Origin of the sequence: Leptospira inadai serovar Lyme str. 10 (assembly GCF_000243675.2) — a bacterium.
In the GTDB taxonomy this organism is placed as follows: Bacteria; Spirochaetota; Leptospiria; order Leptospirales; family Leptospiraceae; genus Leptospira_B; species Leptospira_B inadai.
Genome location: NZ_AHMM02000015.1, coordinates 309,767 through 327,604, shown reverse-complemented (window position 1 = coordinate 327,604; position 17,838 = coordinate 309,767). Strand labels below are relative to the sequence as shown.

13 protein-coding genes and 1 pseudogene are annotated in these 17,838 nt (G+C 40.9%); 13 read left to right on the top strand and 1 reads right to left on the bottom strand.

Annotation, left to right across the window (positions count from 1 at the left end; translation table 11 throughout):
• Positions 1-89: 89 nt before the first annotated feature.
• Together LEP1GSC047_RS05300 and LEP1GSC047_RS21590 are read left to right on the top strand one after the other, a co-directional pair.
• A complete protein-coding gene (locus tag LEP1GSC047_RS05300) occupies positions 90-725 on the top strand; it encodes a response regulator transcription factor (RefSeq protein ID WP_238325523.1) in 636 nt (211 codons plus the stop codon).
• Between the two features lie 136 nt (positions 726-861).
• Positions 862-1,122 (top strand): hypothetical protein, encoded by a 261-nt coding sequence (locus tag LEP1GSC047_RS21590; RefSeq protein ID WP_146036895.1) that lies wholly within the window; start codon positions 862-864, stop codon positions 1,120-1,122.
• Between the two features lie 72 nt (positions 1,123-1,194).
• On the opposite strand, the gene LEP1GSC047_RS05290 is transcribed toward LEP1GSC047_RS21590, so the two are convergent.
• A complete protein-coding gene (locus LEP1GSC047_RS05290; RefSeq protein WP_039934317.1) occupies positions 1,195-2,028 on the bottom strand; it encodes a patatin-like phospholipase family protein in 834 nt (277 codons plus the stop codon).
• 369 nt (positions 2,029-2,397) lie between these two features.
• Between LEP1GSC047_RS05290 and tnpA the strand changes: the two genes are divergently transcribed.
• The 11 genes and pseudogenes from tnpA (at position 2,398) to LEP1GSC047_RS05240 (ending at position 17,823) form a co-directional block, all read left to right on the top strand.
• The gene (gene tnpA, locus LEP1GSC047_RS05285) at positions 2,398-2,661 is read left to right on the top strand and encodes an IS66 family insertion sequence element accessory protein TnpA (protein ID WP_010415111.1); all 264 of its coding nucleotides are present in this window, start codon (positions 2,398-2,400) and stop codon (positions 2,659-2,661) included.
• Positions 2,662-2,663: 2 nt separating this feature from the next.
• Entirely contained in the window at positions 2,664-3,014 is a 351-nt protein-coding gene (gene tnpB, locus LEP1GSC047_RS22490) for an IS66 family insertion sequence element accessory protein TnpB (protein WP_010415109.1), read from the top strand.
• Between the two features lie 41 nt (positions 3,015-3,055).
• Entirely contained in the window at positions 3,056-4,627 is a 1,572-nt protein-coding gene (gene tnpC / locus LEP1GSC047_RS05275; protein WP_020988455.1) for an IS66 family transposase, read from the top strand.
• A gap of 382 nt (positions 4,628-5,009) precedes the next feature.
• A complete protein-coding gene (locus LEP1GSC047_RS05270) occupies positions 5,010-5,366 on the top strand; it encodes a hypothetical protein (RefSeq protein WP_010415084.1) in 357 nt (118 codons plus the stop codon).
• A gap of 88 nt (positions 5,367-5,454) precedes the next feature.
• Positions 5,455-5,653, top strand: a pseudogene (locus LEP1GSC047_RS22595) (IS66 family transposase); the annotation flags it as partial.
• Positions 5,654-6,017: 364 nt separating this feature from the next.
• Positions 6,018-7,610 carry a TolC family protein gene (locus LEP1GSC047_RS05265; RefSeq protein ID WP_010415080.1) on the top strand — a complete coding sequence of 531 codons (1,593 nt, stop codon included), beginning with the start codon at positions 6,018-6,020 and terminating at the stop codon, positions 7,608-7,610.
• Positions 7,611-7,654: 44 nt separating this feature from the next.
• Positions 7,655-9,430 carry an Ig-like domain-containing protein gene (locus tag LEP1GSC047_RS05260; protein ID WP_010415077.1) on the top strand — a complete coding sequence of 592 codons (1,776 nt, stop codon included), beginning with the start codon at positions 7,655-7,657 and terminating at the stop codon, positions 9,428-9,430.
• Positions 9,431-9,465: 35 nt separating this feature from the next.
• The gene (locus LEP1GSC047_RS05255; protein ID WP_010415074.1) at positions 9,466-10,161 is read left to right on the top strand and encodes a lipoprotein; all 696 of its coding nucleotides are present in this window, start codon (positions 9,466-9,468) and stop codon (positions 10,159-10,161) included.
• Positions 10,162-10,275: 114 nt separating this feature from the next.
• Complete coding sequence (locus tag LEP1GSC047_RS05250) at positions 10,276-11,730, top strand: efflux RND transporter periplasmic adaptor subunit (RefSeq protein ID WP_420323994.1); 1,455 nt, start codon at positions 10,276-10,278, stop codon at positions 11,728-11,730.
• 32 nt (positions 11,731-11,762) lie between these two features.
• The gene (locus LEP1GSC047_RS05245; protein ID WP_010415064.1) at positions 11,763-14,846 is read left to right on the top strand and encodes an efflux RND transporter permease subunit; all 3,084 of its coding nucleotides are present in this window, start codon (positions 11,763-11,765) and stop codon (positions 14,844-14,846) included.
• A 7-nt stretch (positions 14,847-14,853) separates the two neighbouring features.
• Complete coding sequence (locus LEP1GSC047_RS05240; protein ID WP_010415061.1) at positions 14,854-17,823, top strand: efflux RND transporter permease subunit; 2,970 nt, start codon at positions 14,854-14,856, stop codon at positions 17,821-17,823.
• Positions 17,824-17,838: the final 15 nt, after the last annotated feature.

Below are 17,838 nucleotides of genomic sequence, written 5' to 3'. Positions count from 1 at the left end.
CAGTCGAAACATTTTCTAATACTATGACTTCCATTAACAATTGACCGATCGAATAGGACGAATACCTTCAGCACAGGGACTTGTTGAGTTTGAAGCGTAGCTTGTTTTTTGTCGATGATCATCCGCTTGTGCTTGCCGGTCTTGAAAATGCGCTGATCGGAGCCGATGATTTTAGCATTGATGGAGTGGCACGATCCCGCAGCCAGGCGGAACGCAGATTGCGCACGGACCCTCTTCCGGATCTGACTCTGCTCGATATTCAACTTCCGGATGGATCGGTATTTGCTTTGTTGGAAGAGCTTCATAGGGAGCGCCGAAGTTTTCCCTTTGCGATCCTAACTTCCTCTCGAGATTGGGATCATTTGCGTCGCGCCGGACAATTGGGAGCCCGGGGATACCTTTTAAAAGATGCGGAGCCGATGGAAATACTTTCATCGATCAGAAGAATGTTTTCAGGAGAAAAGTTATTTCCCGATTTTCCGACCGGTATCCAAGTCTTACCGGAAGAACTCATCCTCTCTTTCCATAAATTGACGGATAGGGAAAAGGAATTGCTTCGATATATTTCTAAAGGGTTTATGAATCGAGAAATCGCGGAGACACTCGGGATTAGCCTGCGAACAGTCGAAGCTCATCGGGCAAACGCGGCTGAAAAGCTAGGTGTCAAAGGGGGCATGCAATTCTCGACTATTGTAGTGCAACTTCGGGATCTTCTAGATTCATAAAAATTAGAAAGTTTTATAAATTTTTGAATAATCGTAAGTAGATCACGTACAAGTATTGACATCGATGTGAATACTACGAATTGTCAATCTCATCGCTTTCGTTTATTCTAAATGACATAAATTCGCCGGAGAGTGCATGTCTTTTGAAAATAAACTATCAATCATTCTAATCGCTTTAGGATTCACTGCGCTACTTGCAGGCTGTTCTAAAGGTAAAAGTGACAATAATAGTAGCTTTCTACTTCTTGCTTGTCTTGCCGGTACGATAACCAATGACCGGTATGTTTCGAATTTTTACGAGGAAATATATTTTGTGAAATTAAGTTTAGGCCGATCAGCCGATTCAAAAAATCGATTCTTAAACTTGCGATATCATTCGGATTCGTTCCGACCGTAAATCGATACAATCATCAACGACAATCGTAGTCTCTGATCGTATAAGAATCAATCGACGCAGGACGACGAACAATTAAGAAGATTGAAAAAGTGTTTTTGCCCGATCATATCCTAGATCAATCAACTTCCGGATGGATTCTTGTCGAGTATCTAAAATGGAGAAAAATCCGGATTCTTTTCCCGGTTCTATTAAAATCGTGTCGGAGTCAATCTTATCAAAACCGCTTCTCTCCCGATCATTTAACAATATATCGATCGTCCTCATCAAATATCTAAAATAATTGGCTTTTGCCGGTAAGACCGGACCTAAAACTTTACTACAGCTTACGACAACGAACAAATCGGCTTTTGAATTAGAGATGTCCTTCTTTGCTAACTCTAGGGGAACGTTCTCTGTTAATCCGCCGTCTCCATATAAATAATCCTTAATCTGAACCGGAGGAAAAATACTTTGAACCGCCGACGACGCTTCAAGAACTCTTCTAAATTCGGACAAATTATCCTGGGATAAAATATAGGATTCCTTAATACCGAGAGACATGTTCGTCATGATGGCACCGAAGCGGATCCCGCTTTTTAATATTTTGGAAGGATCCGTATATTTTTCGATTAGTTTATACAGCGGAGACGGATTTAAGGCCGCACGTTTCCAGTAGGATTGGAATATTCCGAAAGGCCATTGTTTAAAAAACGAGTTATTTTCGGAAAATGAACCCCATAACGTCTCAAGACCTTTATAGTCGTCCTGCGATAGTAATGCCGAATTCAGCGCTCCCGCCGACGTCCCATAACAACCGACAATATACGCATTATTTTCTTTCATCCATCTGATAACGCCGACTTCGAAAGCCGCTAATGCACCTCCACCCCCTAAAACGAGGGCGATTTTTTTCCCTTTAATATTCATAGCATCCTTCCTCGTAACGCAATTTCGAGAATCCAGTTTTTCTAGATCCCCGATTACCGTTCGATTGAATCGAATGCGGTTTGGATAATCGAATTCAATGTAGGTTTCCCCATAAACAATAAATAACGAAAAATACCGGAGAAGCCAAGAAATCGACAATTAAAGTTCGACTAACGAAAAAAGGTGAAAGCATATTTTCAACCTGTACGTAAACGGAATTCTTTATTCTCATAAACCTATTCGTTAACTGAAATACGGCCTATCGGAGCTATGGAAAAATATTTATAAAGCGGAAATTAGATCCGTAATCCGTAAGCGCTCAATTAACCCCAGGGTAAGCTATCGATCGAATCGTGTTAAACTTATGAGATGAGCAAAGCAAGAAAGAGTCGGGAAGAATATATAGCAGAATATCAAGAAAGCGGCTTGAGCCAAAAGGCTTACTGCGAAGAGTCGGGAATCAGCGTAAGCACGTTAGGGTATTGGCTTCGTCATACCAAAGAGAAAGTGAAAAGGGCAGGCTCGGAGAAAAGGCTCGTGCCGATAAACTTAGGAAGTTTAGAGGCGAGTAAAGGTGTGGAAATAAAAATAAGCCGGAGTGGAGAAATAAACATAACGATACAAGGGAAATAGGAATGATATTTCGAGATCCGAAGAGTCTGCGAGTGTATGTCCGACCGGGAAGGACAGATATGAGGAAATCGTGGAATGGTTTGAGTATTATAGTGAAAAGAGAAATGTCGAAGGATGTGTATTCGGAATATCTGTTTTTGTTCTGTGGCAAGAGCCGAGATCGATTGAAATGTCTGTATTGGGACGGAAACGGCTTTTGCATATGGCAGAAGCGGCTCGAAAAGGGAAAGTTTCCGTGGCCTGAATCGGAGGAATCGGCGTTGGACTTAAGTTGGCGTGAAGTATCCTGGCTACTGAAGGGTATAGATTTTAGAAAAGAGCATCGATTAATGGATGTATCCGGCCTTCGATAAAAAGTTCTTGAAGAAAGTAGGACAAGAAATATAAAAGCAGAGTGTCGAGAGAGGAACTTTTAGCGGAAAACGAAGAGCTTAAAGTATTATTGCATAATATACAGAAAGATAATGCGTCTCTTCGTTCTAAGATTAGTTCTTTGGAGAATCTCGTTCTCGGCTATCGCAAAGAATTGTATGGAAGCAAATCGGAGAAGATAGATCCGAGTGAAATCCTACAGGGAAAGTTGTTCAACGAAATAGAAGAATCGCAAAACGATTCTCCCGGATTATACAATGGACATGCGGACGAGAAAGTCGAAGTCCATTCTCATACTCGCAAAAAACCTGGTAGAAAGCCGATCCCGGATCATATACCGAGAGAGGAAATCATTCATGATATCCCTGAATCGGAGAAGATCTGTAACTGCGGGCAAGAACTTAGCCGGATCGGAGAAGAGACATCCGAGAAGCTGGATATCATTCCTCAGAAGGTATTTGTTGTAAAACACATCCGATACAAATACGCATGCAAACATTGTAATGGAGACGAAAGAAACGAAGCGGGAAGCGTAATAAAGACGGCCCCTCTTCCTCCGCAGTTACTACCGCAAAGTATTGCAACGCCGGGGCTTGTAGCGTATCTCTTAACGAGTAAATTCGTAGATCATCTTCCATTTTACAGAATGGAGAAGATATTTCGTAGAATGGGTCTGGAATTGCCCCGTTCAACGATGTGCAATTGGACAAAACAAGTGTATGAGAAGTGCAAGCCATTCGTTTCTATTTTAAAACAACAGTTACTCGAAGGATCTTTGATCGGGATAGACGAAACTACGCTTCAAGTAATGAAAGAACCGAACAGATCCAATACGACTAAGTCGTATATGTGGCTGTTTCGAGGAGGTCATCCGGATAAACCGGTATTACTTTATCTTTATAGAGAAACAAGGTCTGCGGAGTTCATCCCGAAATTCTTGAATCGATACCAGGGTTGTATTCAGACCGACGCTTTTAGTAGCTATGATTCCAATTTTAGAAATTGGAAAGGAGTGCTTCACGGAGGATGCTTCGCGCATGCGAGAAGGAAATTTTACTCGGTCTGGCAGTCGGAAGAAGATCGTATTGCAGGCTATGTCATCTTAAGACTCAGGGAAGTCTACGCGGTCGAAAAAGAAATTCGAAAACAAAAACTTCACTCTCTATGTTTATTTTCAAAGATTCAAAAAATCAGGGAAGAAAAATCAAAACCTATTTTGGATGATTTAAAAACATTCTTAGACAGCGCCTATTCTCAAGTCCTTCCAAAGAGTCCGATCGGAGAGGCAATTCGCTATACCTTAAACGAATGGGAGCGATTGACGATTTATCTTTCTCATGGAGAATTTTATATCGATAACAATCTTGTCGAAAATGGAATTCGACCCTTCGTAATCGGACGAAAGAATTGGCTATTCTCAGGCAGCCCTGACGGAGCTGAGGCCAGCACTTTCTTTTTTTCTATCGTTCAAACCGCTATCGCTAACAAAAAAGATCCCTATGCCGTCCTTCGTACTCTTTTCGAAGGGGTGCCTGCCTCCCATTTAACACAAGATTTTGAAAGTCTTTTTTCAAAATCGATGGGATGGGTTTAATTGATCGCTTACGGTAAACATAGCTGCAGGTCAGTGTATTGGATTCAGTTCCACGTCTACCCACCTTACTGTAAATAATCCGAATCCATCGACTCAAGTCGTCATATTGCATATCAAGATTGAAATACGCCAAATGTAAACGTTGCGAATTCGATTATAGCAGGGACAAATACCGCATATAGCACTGCTTACAAATTTCAGCAGGCTTTCACAGAAATTTTGCTCGTTAAATTTTCTTACTCTTTACCGAGCACTCAGCCGATTGTGAATCCGACAGATATTCAAGCGAATATTTTCCAAGATTCGAAGCCAAAAATACGAGAAAAGAGCTTTAATATTTTTCGATTCGAATTTATGAAAGCTTTGAAGGGGATTTAAAGAAATGTCTGAATTAGTTTTTATACAAAACTTGGAAGATAGAATTCTAAAAATTGAAGATAAGTCGGATACCTCCGTCTCAAGAAAATGGGTTTATTTTGACAACGGCCATATTCTCTCCATTATTAAAGGAATTGAGACTTTCAGATCAATGTTAAATCTTTATGAAGTTTGCGTTATAGACGGCGTAGACTATAAATACTGCGGGCTTAAGCTCGGAATACTCCCGAATGATAATGGCCAAGGTTTTCTACATGAAAGCCAAGTCAAAATTATAGCCGAAAGGCTCGCCGAACTTCCGAAAAATCCCAAATTGCAAAAGACATCTACCAAACTTGAAAATAACGAAATTGAAAATTAGTAGAATCGGTTAAATTCATTCTCCAGGGTTCTTACGATTTCTCGATCAAACTGAACGTCTAAAGGATCCAGCGATTCGGAATTTAAGAAGAAAAAATTGGCTCTTCTTTAGTTGTCTGGAAGCCGTGACAACAAGTGCAGGATTTTATTCTTTAGTTTAAATTGCAAAACTCGCAGGAGTCGATCCTTATGAGTATTTGCGGGATCTATTTACGTCTTGGGAGAGGGGAGCCGAGGAGTCTTTCTTGCAAGGAGCTGCCACAACTCACCACACCTATGCTCCATTAGGCGGTTATGATTGATCCGTATGCACATGCCGATCTTTGCTCTGATTTTACTCTCAAATATTCTACGTTGGATTGGTAAGCGGGAAACCGAACTTCGTACGCTCCCCGTTATTAAGGTTAGTTCAAAAGAATGCTAGCATACCTATATTATATTTTCTTTTAGTAAGAGACATAATCATAAATAAAAGAACGACGATAATAATTTAGCTTGATTGACTTTTTAAGTCCCATTTCAACGATGATAAATTATTACATGATTTTTAGTCATTAAGATGGTTTTTTCGAGGAAGATTGGGAGGAATTCTTACATCTTTCTTTAAGAATGAAATTATAAAATACGATACTAGAAGGTATAAAGCTTTGTCATGGTAAAATTCGGACGAAAATATTCTTTTATACTGAAACTTGTAATCATTCTGATATTATTTAATCGGTTAAACACGTTTAATATCGTAGCTGCGCCTGCCAAAGAGGATGAGAACTTAAGAATAACGTTAACTCTCGAGCAAGCCATAATGATCGGCACAACCAACAGCGTTATTTTAAGAACTCTCGAGGCCAAAAAAGAAATCTTTAAAATGCTGATCACGGAGCGCTGGCGCGAATTTCTTCCTAAGGTCGGGGTTCAGTACTTCGGCCTGAGAAACATCAATGTCGGTTCTGCGGATAATATTTATAATGACGTTCGCTTAACGGTTCAACAACTCGTTTTTGACGGAGGGGAAGCCTCTTTGAACTTGGAGACTTCCAAGTTAAACGAAGTCCTGAATGAGAAGGATTTCAAAATCAATTACGCAAAATTAAAACTAGAAATTCAAAAGGCTTATTTTAAAACGCTCGCGGCCAAGGGTAAGGTTTTTCTCGCAAGGAAAACGTTGGAAAAAATGGAAGAATCATATTCCAAATCCCAGGCCGAGTATAAGCAAGGGTTCATACCTAAAATTCAACTAATCGAAACCGCGAGCAGGCTTCGGCAGTCCCAATATTCTCTTCAGAAATATAAGAACGAATACGGACAATCGCTTTTGGAGCTGAAACAAATATTAAATTTGGATTATCAACTTCAACTTAACTTGGAAGAAAACATATTCACTGATTTTATTCTCTCGCCTCCTCGCTTGGATGTAATGACCGTAATCGCGAGAGCTAGGGAAGAACGAGAAGACGTAAAAAAGTCCCGAGTCGTAATTCAACGCCTTAAGGATGAGAAAACTATAGCGGAGAACTATTGGATACCTAAGTTATATGTGGGCGGTTATGCCGGTAGAAACGGCGATCGCCTTCCTCTGCAACACGATATTTATGGAGTAAATTTCAACTTAACCTTCCCGTTTGGTAGTAATACCGTGCAGACCAACGGGAACTTAGGCGTTCAAAAGGACGGAACGGGTATCCAAACGTATCCAGGATTCGGAAACCAATTCGTAGGACCAGGATTGAACGGATATAATTCCAGCCAGATAAAATTCTGGGATAATCTTAGCTACGCAAGAAAGATTGTGGAAGGCGAAGTTCAGTTAAGCGAAGCCATTCTAAATCGCAAAAGTTTGGAAAACCAGATCGGCCTTGAAGTGCAAAAAAACGCAGATAAGCTATTGGAATCGTGGGAAATTATTAAAATTGCAAATTCGAAGGTATTACTTCAGTGGGAATCCTTAAAAATCGCCAGCACGAAATATAGAGTGGGTCAAGCCAAACGCGAAGATATGTTGGCCGCCGAAAGCGAATATGTCAAATCTCAGGAAGAGTTAACCGACGCGCTCTCCGCCTATGCTACGGGATGTTACGAACTCGCATTTACCGGAACGATTGAAGGCGAAATAAACAAATTAATCCAATATAAAAAAGGCAAGGGGAATTCATTGATATCCGCTTTGTTAAACAACGAACGTATCGATGATATTTTTCTGCCGGACGACATAAAAGGTAAATCCATACGAGGCTTGATAGAGGATTGAATCGTTTTTGATCGATAACAAATAGCTGATATAGAATAAAAATTATGAAAAACAGTACTTCTCTTTATAAATTAATCTTTTTTAATCAATCGCTCTATATTATGGCGATTGTTATTTTCCTGACCTCATGTAAAAATTTGCAAAATAGTCTCCTTAAATTCGATCCCTTTATCGGGGAGTCGGACGCTCCGAAGGTTTTATTCAGTAATCCGGTTTCGGGAGTGCAAAATCTTCCAAGCAGCCAATCATTTCAAATTGCGTTCAGTAAGGAAATGAATATGAACGCTTGTCAAATCGCGTTTTCTATGTCGCCGACGACGCCCGGCTTTTTTAACAATACTCCTTCGGTTTTGAACTTTCTTCCTTCCGCCTCTCTTAAAGCCGGAACTTATACGTTTTCTTTAACTAAATCGTGCGAAGATAATTCCGGACGGGATTTGAAAGATCCTTTTAGCGCTTCGGTCTCGGTCGGAAGCGCCGCAAACGTCGGAACGAATCCGACAATTAATAACATGTACGTTTATGCAGGTCCACTTGCCGCCTGTAATGCGGGAACTGCCGCCTTGGGGGATTTTTTAAATTCGAATATCGTAACTGCCTGTATGGGAAACCCGAACCAAAATCAAATTATACTGAATTTCTCGCGAGCGATGAATCCGCAAATTACGCAAGGAGCAATCGCGATTAGTCCGAGCCTGCTAGGAAGTTATACGTGGACATCCTCAAGTTCTCTTTCCATCATTCCCGACTATCCTTTAACGGCGGGACAACGATACAGTGTTATTGTAAGTACCCAAGCGGTCGACACGAGTAACATCGCTTTGGCGGGAAATATAGCGGGAAGCTTCTTTGTAGGAACGAATAACGCTCTTCCCGGAGTCACTTCGATTACCGTTTTTACCGGAACAATCCCCACATGTAAGGCAGGGGCAGGCACATTGTCCGACATTCTTTCCGTGGCGGTCACGAACGGCTGTTTGGGAAACCCCGGAAGCAATACTCTCACGTTCAATTTTTCGACTCCAATGGATCCGCTTAGTACTCAAGCAGCGATTAATATTTCACCTGCAATACCGGGAACGTACACCTGGTCGGGTGGAAATACCGTATTAACGTTAGTTTCGGATTCGGTTCTCACCTACGGAACTAGGTACAGTGTAAGCATATCGACTAGCGCGCTGAGTTCGAATTTAGTGGCTTTAAAAACCCCCGTTACCGGCAGTTTCGTGGCGGGTGCAAACAACCCGTCGCCTCATGTTCAATCGATTGGAGTTGCGAGCCAACCGGGCTGCGCGACTACCTTACCTGGAACAGGCAATGCAGCCGGTGGAAGCTGGACCATAGGTTCCTGCTGGTGGGACGATACTATTTCGGTTCTATCTCCGAGTTCCTATCAATTTAGGGGAGGCGACGACGGAACGGGAACAAGCACGGCTTGCGCTGATCGAACTACCGATAATTTTAGATTAATTTTCAGTAATTATATGGAACCGGGCAGCACTTTAAATGCGATTTCACTCAGTCGTATTTCACCTCCCCTGACAACTCTTCGACTTTCTACATGGAAATGGCAAGACTGTCAGGCTGTGGCACCATTCGGGTGTCGCGTTTTAGATTTAGTGTATTCGGAAATGGAAGCAACTTGCGGAACGACTACTGCCTTCGGAACGAATGGCGACTTCAATTTGACGAACGTTTCGTTGTCTCCTCCGGTTTCGCCGAACGCACCGATCTATACGATCCAAGTGAACAGTACGTCTTTAGACGTGAACGGAAAACCGCTATCGCCTCCGTTCCTCTTTTCTTTCGTTAGTCAATAATTACATGAAATCATAATACAGGAGGATTACATGCCATGCGATTTAAGAATATAAAATATGGAATTCTGAGTATATTGCTCATCGTTTCAATCCAGTCTTGTACCTATTTCAATACCGGCTCCGTTAGATATGCGGAAAGAAAGGACAAAGCTAAGGGAGTTTATCTATTAGGATTCATAGAAAATAGAGATTCCCATTTTGATCCGTTTAGTACGAAGAATCTGAGCAGTATGCTTAAGTTCGAACTTTTGTTTTCGGGATATGACGTTCTGGTAATCGGAGATTATTTAAAAACGATCGAAGATAATGTGGCCAAGGAAAAGGCTTTTAAAAAGGAAAAGTCGACGGAATCTAAAGATAACACGAACTTTTTACCGGATTCCGCTAAAAATGTGGCCGGTGAAAACTTCTGGCAAAATATCGAATTGGATCCCAGAAACTTAAAAGAACAGGAAATTAAAAATCTATCCGGCACGGTTGCTTTCGACTTCTTTATTCAAGGTGCGATATCGATGAACGACAATCGGAAAATCCTGGATAAAAAAGAGAGCGCTATTATCTTTTTGGAAGTCTTCGATAAAAAAGGTAAAATCATCAGCAGCGTAAATTATACCGTCGAAGATCGTACGTTTACCGAAGCGAATTTGTTACGGGACGTATGCACGAAAATAGTAGATAAGCTCGACAAACGAGAAGAAAAGAAAAATTGGATGCTGCTATCTTTATTCTAACGACATCGGTTAGAAACTGCCGAACTCACCGAGGTCAAGAGTGAAGCGAACATTCGCGCAAGGTTTAAAGGTAAAAATTTGATATTTTCGGTTCTAAAGGCAATTTTCAAGAATATCGCGGCTAAAATTATTTTGTATTTAGCGGTGATTTACCTTCTTCTTTTCGCGGCTTATTACAGGTTAAAAGACAATCCTAGCTATCCGGTCGTAAATAACATCGGAGCTAGTCTATTTAAACCGCTCTTTTGGGTTTTTCGCGATAGTAAGATGACAACCGCCGGAGATCAGGCCGGACCGGTCTCGGTTTCCGCTTACAGAATCGTTATCAAAAATATCGCACCTTCCGTTAGCTCTTCGGGAATGATCGATTTTAAGGATAAAGTCGAGATATATTCGAAATTAAGTGGGCGCATCGAAAAAATATTTGTGAAAGAAGGGGATAAAGTCTCCTTCGATCAAAAATTATTTAAGATTGAAAGCCTCCAATATGAATTAGAGCTAATGAAGCAAGAAGCGACGATGGAATCTTCCCGTTCTCAAGTCAAGCTTGCCGCCGAAAAATACGAGAAAGCAAAGTTCGGAATAGATGCAAGAATTAGAGAAATGGAAAAGAGTAAGACTCTTTTCCGGCGAGCAAAGGACGAATATGAGAAAGCCAAAAAAACGTTCGAAGGTAAAGAAGAAATCTACAAAGTCGGAGGCATAAGCCGCGAAGAATTCGAGGTAGCAAGGCTAGAGGTCGGAAATAAAGAATCCGCATATGCAATTGCAAAAAAAGATTTAGAGATTCATTCTTTAGGTCTCAGCGACGAAGATATTATTCGAAACGGTTACTCCGTTCCTTCTTCCGAGAAGGAAAGAATTTCGATTATCAAGGACATTAATACCAAAATCGAGAAAGCGGAGTTGGAGGTTGCGGAAGGAGTTCTTAGATCGCACCAGGCTCAAGTGAATGCTACGAAAATTCTGTTAAAGGAAGTTATGAACTATTCTCCTATCGCCGGAATCGTCGCTAAAAAATATAAGAGTCAAGGAGAAGTGATTTCCGGTAATTCCGGCGGAAACCAAGCCGTCCTCACGATAATAGACATATCTCAAGTTTATGCCGTTTTCAATATCTCCGAATCGGAATCCATTCACCTAAAAAAGGACATGAAAGTCGACTTTACGGCGGACGTATTTAAGAAGGAAAATTTCACGGGAAAAATTGTCCTTATTAGCCCCTTAGTGGACCAGAAATCACATACGACTGAAGTTAAGTCTTTAATAAAGAATACGGACAATCGCCTAAAACCGGGAATGTTTATCCGTGCAAATGTTCTAACGGGAGAACCGGTTCCTACAATTTTAATACCTGCAGCTGCGACTATTCCTAAAGAAGAAGATAAAGCGATCGTATTCGAGGTCCGAGATGGCAGTTGCTATAAAAAGGAAATAAAGACGGGAAAAAAATATGACGACTATATTCAAGTCATGGAGGGATTACAGCAGGACGATATAATCGTATTAGATAAACTATCGCAGCTACGCGATGGAATACCGGTAAAACCGATTCTAGGCCAAAACTGAAACCTCAATCCTCTTCCTTGTTCGGCTAAATCATGGAATCCATTATAAAATTCTGCGTTTCCCGCCAAATCACGATTTCCATGATTTGGCTGGCTCTATCGCTGTTCGGGGCAATCGCTTTACAAAAAATTAAAATGAACTTAATGCCGGAGCTTAAGTTTCCTAAAGTTACCGTCATTGTCAATTATCCGAACGCTTCGCCGGAGGAGATAGAAAGCCTTATCACAAAACCTATCGCCGATTCTGTGGGAACTATCGGAGGATTGGACAAAATCAATTCGGAATCCGTGGAAGGAATGTCGTTAATCACTCTTCAATTTTCGAACAGCATAACAGTCGATTATGCGATCATCGAGGTCCGAGAGCGAATCGATTTAATTAGGGATTTTTTACCGCAAGATGCCAGTCGCCCGATCGTCACACGATTCGATCCTTCGCAATCGGCTTTCCAAGAGATCGTTTTTTTTCCCGGAAAAGACATGGATGAGAAGAAATTAAGAGGTTTTATACAAGACAACGTAAAAGTCCATTTAGAGAAGATCGAAGGTCTTGCGGCAGTTCAATTTTCAGGCGGGTTTCAAAAGGAAATATCCGTCGAAATCGATCCGGATAAAATGAATGCGTACGGGATCTCCCTATTAGATGTACGGAGATCCATCGTTGCTGCGAACGTAAACTTTCCGGCAGGAAGTCTTCCGGTTGGTAAAAAAGACCTTTTAATTAGAGCGATCGGAGAATTTCAGAATGCCGCCGAAATAGGGCAAACGATTGCAGGTACAAATACCCAAGGTGTACCCGTCGATATAGCCTCATTTGCAAGCATTAAAGAGGGATACAAAGAAAGAACGGGAATAGCAAGATATAACGGGAAAGATTGTATTATCGCTTACCTATTTAAGGAATCGGGGAAAAATTCGGTCGAAATTTCGGATAAGGTTCAAAGCGAACTAGCGAGCATCAACGAAAGATTTCGGAGAGAACTGAAAGCGGAGATCGTGTTCGATGAATCGAAATATATTAAAGAGGCCATCTCCGGCGTAAGCGGCTCGCTTATTTCCGGCGCTATACTGGCTTTTCTCGTCCTTGTTTTTTTACTTCGAAATGTCAAAAGTCCCTTAATTCTACTGACCGTCATACCTGCGTCTCTTTTCACAACGTTATTACTATTTTATTTATTCAATATATCGTTAAACATGATGTCGCTCGGCGGACTTGCACTCGGTATCGGAATGCTATTCGATACGAGCAACGTCGTTTTTTCGGCGATTGAAAGGAATCTTTCTCGCGGCGCAGAGATAAAGAAGGCGGCGCTGAACGGAACGATGGAAGTAACCGGATCCGTAATTTCCGCTACTTTGACGACAGTTATCGTATTCTTACCCATCATTTTCCTCAAAAGCATCGTCGGAATCGTATTCGCCGAAATGGCGTTAGCAATAACGATTTCTCTTGTCATTAGCTTAATCGCCTCCCTTACTATCATTCCGATGCTATCCTCGGTTCTTTATACGATTAATATGGAATCCGAATTTCTGAATAAATTAATCTTTAATAGATCCGAAAAAATATACTTAAACATGCTAAAGAGCTACGAAAACAGATTGAATCATTATTTGGATCATCCGTTTAAGCTTATCGTAATCATAGTCGTTTTATTCGTCTTTTCCATCCAATTCATTTCGGTAGTGTCGAAAGAATTTATTCCGCACGTTGACACGGGTGAATTTTCGATCATTATCGAGGCGCCGAAAGGATCGAAATTGGAAGCTACTTCCGAAATCGTAAGCAATATTGAATCGACTCTTCTAAAGTCGGAACCCGTAGCCAGCGTAATATCTCGGATCGGATATGAGGAGGATCAATTAGCGAGTAAAAAAAAGGGGGAATGGGGAACCAACCGAGCGACGTTGAGAGTGCTTTTAAAGGACCGAGCTAATATTTCTACGACTAAATTCATTAACGAAATTAGGAATAAAATAGCGCTAGGCGAGGATATAAAGATAATTTTCGAGAATAGCGGGGACGTTCTTTCTTCGCTTATTACTTCCGACCAGAGTAAGTTAACTTTGGAAATTCACGGGGACGATCTCAAAACTCTTCACGAGATCGGCGCTAATTTAGCGAAAAAAATTTCCTCAATCGCCGGCGTAAAGGATGTCAGGGAGAGTATGGAGGATAAATCGATCGAATACGCGTTGAGTTTCGATCCGATTAAATCGAGTAGCATTCATATGACGAATGAATATATGTCCAACTATCTCCGAATCGCAAATCACGGTTCGATAGTTACGAAAATAAAAATAGCAAACAAAAACGTAAACGTTCGCTTGAGTTTTAGAAAACAGGACGTAGATTCGCTGGAAAAAGTCATGCGGCTGAATGTAAAGGCTCCATCCGGTGAACTAATACAAATCGCTCAAATCAGCAAGGTCGAGGAAAAAGTCGCTCCCACTTCGATCTTACGTTCGGGAAACTCGCGAATCAATTTAGTAATGGCGGATATAAACCCCGTCTTGATGAATTCCGCCATTTCGAACGCGGAAGAAGTCGTCGCAAAATTTCCCATTCCGGAAGGGTACAAGATACAGTTCTCCGGAGAAAAAGAAAACATCGAGAAGTCGTTTAGCGATCTATCTTTTGCTTTTGTATTAGCGGCAGTTCTCATTTATATGCTGCTTGCAAGTCAATTCGAATCGCTGCTTTATTCGTTAGTGATGATCTGCACCATTCCGTTGATGTTTATCGGAACTTTCCCCGCGCTATTTCTTTTCGGAAAGTCCCTCAACGTAAGTTCCTTTATGGGAATAGTGTTACTCTTAGGCGTGGTGGTCGATAATGCCGCCTTGTATTACGAATACGTTCAACTTCTATTCAAGGAGAATATTCCGCTAAAAAAGATCATCGTCGATTCCGGCAAGATCGTATTAAGGCCGATCCTGATGAACAACAGCACTACGATTTTAGGTTTGATGCCTATAATGTTGGAACTTCAAAAAGGTACGGAATTTCAATCACCGATGGCGGTCGTAGTCGTGATAGGTTTGTTCGCGTCCTTCTTCTTTAGTTTATATTTAATACCGTTGCTCTTTTACTATTTGCTTAAGAACGAAAGATAAAAACGAGATGCATTCCCGAAAGGAAAATTTTCTTACTTCGCGACCGATCACGATCGGAATGTTCTTTTTCGGATTGATCATATTCGGTTTTTTTTCGTTCTTCAGAGTGCCGGTTTCCCTTTTTCCGACTTCCGCCTATCCAGGGCTAACGATATCCGTCGAATTTCCCGGTGCCGACGTTGATAATATCGAAGAAACGATAACTATCCCGATCGAGGAAGTAATCTCCGGCGTCGGCGGGATCGAAGATATATACTCCTATTCCGAAAGAGGAAAGACCGAAATAAACGTTGAATTCGCGAAAGATGTCAACCTTGAATTCAAAAGCCTTGAAATCAGAGAAAGGATAGATATAGTCGCGGGTCAATTCCCGAGAGAAGTTCATAAACCGTTTATTTACCGATACGATCCCGATCAGCGTCCGGCGATGATCATCACGTTGGAGAGCGAGAAATACGATTTCATCGAATTACGAAGTATCGCGGACCATGAAGTAAAAAGCTTTCTAGAGAACGTCGATGGTGTCAGTAAAATCGCCGTCTCCGGAGGGAAAGTCCGGGAGGTTTTAGTCTCCTGCGACATGCAAAAATTAAAAAGCTTCGGTTTAGACCTTTTAGACATTCAAAGAGCGATCGAGCAGAACAATAAGACGAATTCCGTAGCGTCCGTCGATAAACAAGGGATGACTTATAATTTGATATTAGAGGGTAGATATAAGGCATTACGGACCCTTCAGAAGCTACCTGTCTATTCTAGCGAACGAGGGAGAAATATTTTCATCGAAGACGTGGCCAAAGTCTCCTTTTCCTATCGCGAAGAAGATAGCGGATCCAGGGTTAACGGGAAGGAGAATGTGAGCGTTTATGTCTATAAATCCGCATTAGGAAATATCCTCGAGATCTCGAAAGAGGTAAATAAGAAACTTAAAAACTTAAATATCACGGGACTTCGTTTTAACTATATTTATGACCAAGCCGAAATGGTCAAAAAATCATATTTGAATTTAGTAATATGTGGCCTTATCGGTCTCGCTGCCTTTCTCCTGTTGGTTTTTTTCAACGAAAAATACAAATATTTTCAAGTCAGGTCAACTCTTGTTTTTCAAATTTTCATCAATTTCTTCATATTCCAGTTAATATTATTTATTTTAAAATTAGATTTTGATATTATCATTTTTAGTTCCTTCCTGCTCGGGTTTTCGATCTGGAGCATTATTTGCTTTTTTTTATTGGAGAATATCCGGTCTAAAGAGGGAAATTGGAGACTAAAGGATACGTTGCCGGAATTTACGACTCTTGCGGTAACGATCCTCGCATTATGCCTTCCGCTTTATATCCTAGACCGAGATACCGGCGAATCCTCAATGCGCTTGGGATTCTTTATCGTACTTTATTTGGTATTATCGTACGTCTCTTTCATCCCGCTACGTAGTTTTTTTAATCAAATCCGATTCAAGTATTTTCAAGCTGCAACCTCGATGCCGATTTCTTCCCCCAGCCCAGGAGGATATTTTAGGTTTATCCCCGGCCTATCTGCGAAGTTATTTTTCACCGTATATGCCCTGGCAATTTTAGCGGGAGTTTATCGTTTAACAAAGCTTGATAAGGAACTCTTTTATTCCATCGAAAATAGAAGAATATTGGGGTATATAGAACTTCCTTCCGGAACAGGATTCGAATTTACTAATGCAATCACTAAAAAGGTGGAAGAGAAAATCCTAGAAATTCCTGGTGTGGAAGAGGTAACTACGAAGATCGATTCCGGTCATTCATTTTTAATCATATCATTAAATGAAAGTCGGGTAAGCAGCGACGATTTCATTCAGAAAATAAAGCAAAAAATCGGAAATACTAGTCCGGCCTTTTGTTATTTCTCGCGAGAATCGGATGCGGGTAAATTCAAAGAGATCGTCGTGGATGTACTCGGAGATGATAACGGAAAGCTGGATCAAATAGTCCGATCGCTTGCGGAAAAAGCCGGCAAACTGGGCGGAATAGAAGAGGTGGTTCTTCGATACAAGCCTCCAAGAGACGAGCTGCATATAGTCTTGGATAAAAACAAAGCGGCAAGAGCTTCATTAAGCAATTTTGAAATCGGAAGTTTTTTAAAACTGGCGATACAAGGCGGAGTGGCCAGCAAATTTCTGGAGGAAAACCGTGAGATCGACATTCGTATCCGTTTTTCGGAGGAATTTAGAAATTCGGAATCGAGTTTGGAAAAATTTTATATTAAAAATACCGAAGGGAAATTTTCGCCGTTAACCGAACTTTCAAAACAGAAAGAGTCCAAATCTCCGATTAAGATATTCCGAAAGAATAAAAAAAGATCCCTTTCTTTCGCATTGCGAACCGGAAACATTTCTCACGCAAAAATTTTCTCGGAATTGCGCGCGTTGGCGAGTGCCAATCTTCCGGAGAATTATCATATTGAGATGGGCCGAAGCGTTAAGAAAACGATCGAAACCGAAAAAAGAATTTATAGCGTCATAATATATGCATTTTTATTAATATATTTCATTCTATCCTCCTATTTCGAATCCTTTAAACGATCGATTCTGGTCCTATTGGTTCTACTCTTTCCTTTTTCAGTCACGTTGTTCTTTTTGAGTTATTTATTCGGCTCCTTTACTTTATCGATGTATCTAGGTCTTTTACTCTTGGTGGCTTTGGTATCGTTTCAAATTATCGTTCGGTATAGGATTAAGGATGCAAAATTTTCCAAGGCTCAATGGACATCCTTTCTTCCGGCTCTTGCTCTTTTTATCCCTCAAATCTTATTCGCGAAAGAAGGTGGCCAATTTTTACGGGAATTCGAACTGACGATCGTCGTAGGATATCTTATTTCCATTTTTTTGACTCCGATTACTATAAAATATTTCGAACAGAATTTCACTTTGAAAAAGATGAAGGCTATTTCGGAAAATTTATTTTATTCCCTTATCAAAACCATGAAAAAGTTCGGTTCTCGGAGGACGTGATTTGCGTTTGGGATT

What these genes read in the sequence shown, in the direction of transcription:
- LEP1GSC047_RS05255 (WP_010415074.1), top strand. Translation starts at nt 9,466, where the DNA reads ATGCGATTTAAGAATATAAAATATGGAATTCTGAGTATATTGCTCATC.
- LEP1GSC047_RS05265 (WP_010415080.1), top strand. Translation starts at nt 6,018, where the DNA reads ATGGTAAAATTCGGACGAAAATATTCTTTTATACTGAAACTTGTAATC.
- LEP1GSC047_RS05245 (WP_010415064.1), top strand. Translation starts at nt 11,763, where the DNA reads ATGGAATCCATTATAAAATTCTGCGTTTCCCGCCAAATCACGATTTCC.
- tnpA (WP_010415111.1), top strand. Translation starts at nt 2,398, where the DNA reads ATGAGCAAAGCAAGAAAGAGTCGGGAAGAATATATAGCAGAATATCAA.
- LEP1GSC047_RS05270 (WP_010415084.1), top strand. Translation starts at nt 5,010, where the DNA reads ATGTCTGAATTAGTTTTTATACAAAACTTGGAAGATAGAATTCTAAAA.
- LEP1GSC047_RS21590 (WP_146036895.1), top strand. Translation starts at nt 862, where the DNA reads ATGTCTTTTGAAAATAAACTATCAATCATTCTAATCGCTTTAGGATTC.
- LEP1GSC047_RS05260 (WP_010415077.1), top strand. Translation starts at nt 7,655, where the DNA reads ATGAAAAACAGTACTTCTCTTTATAAATTAATCTTTTTTAATCAATCG.
- LEP1GSC047_RS05290 (WP_039934317.1), bottom strand. Translation starts at nt 2,028, where the DNA reads ATGAATATTAAAGGGAAAAAAATCGCCCTCGTTTTAGGGGGTGGAGGT.
- LEP1GSC047_RS05240 (WP_010415061.1), top strand. Translation starts at nt 14,854, where the DNA reads ATGCATTCCCGAAAGGAAAATTTTCTTACTTCGCGACCGATCACGATC.
- tnpB (WP_010415109.1), top strand. Translation starts at nt 2,664, where the DNA reads ATGATATTTCGAGATCCGAAGAGTCTGCGAGTGTATGTCCGACCGGGA.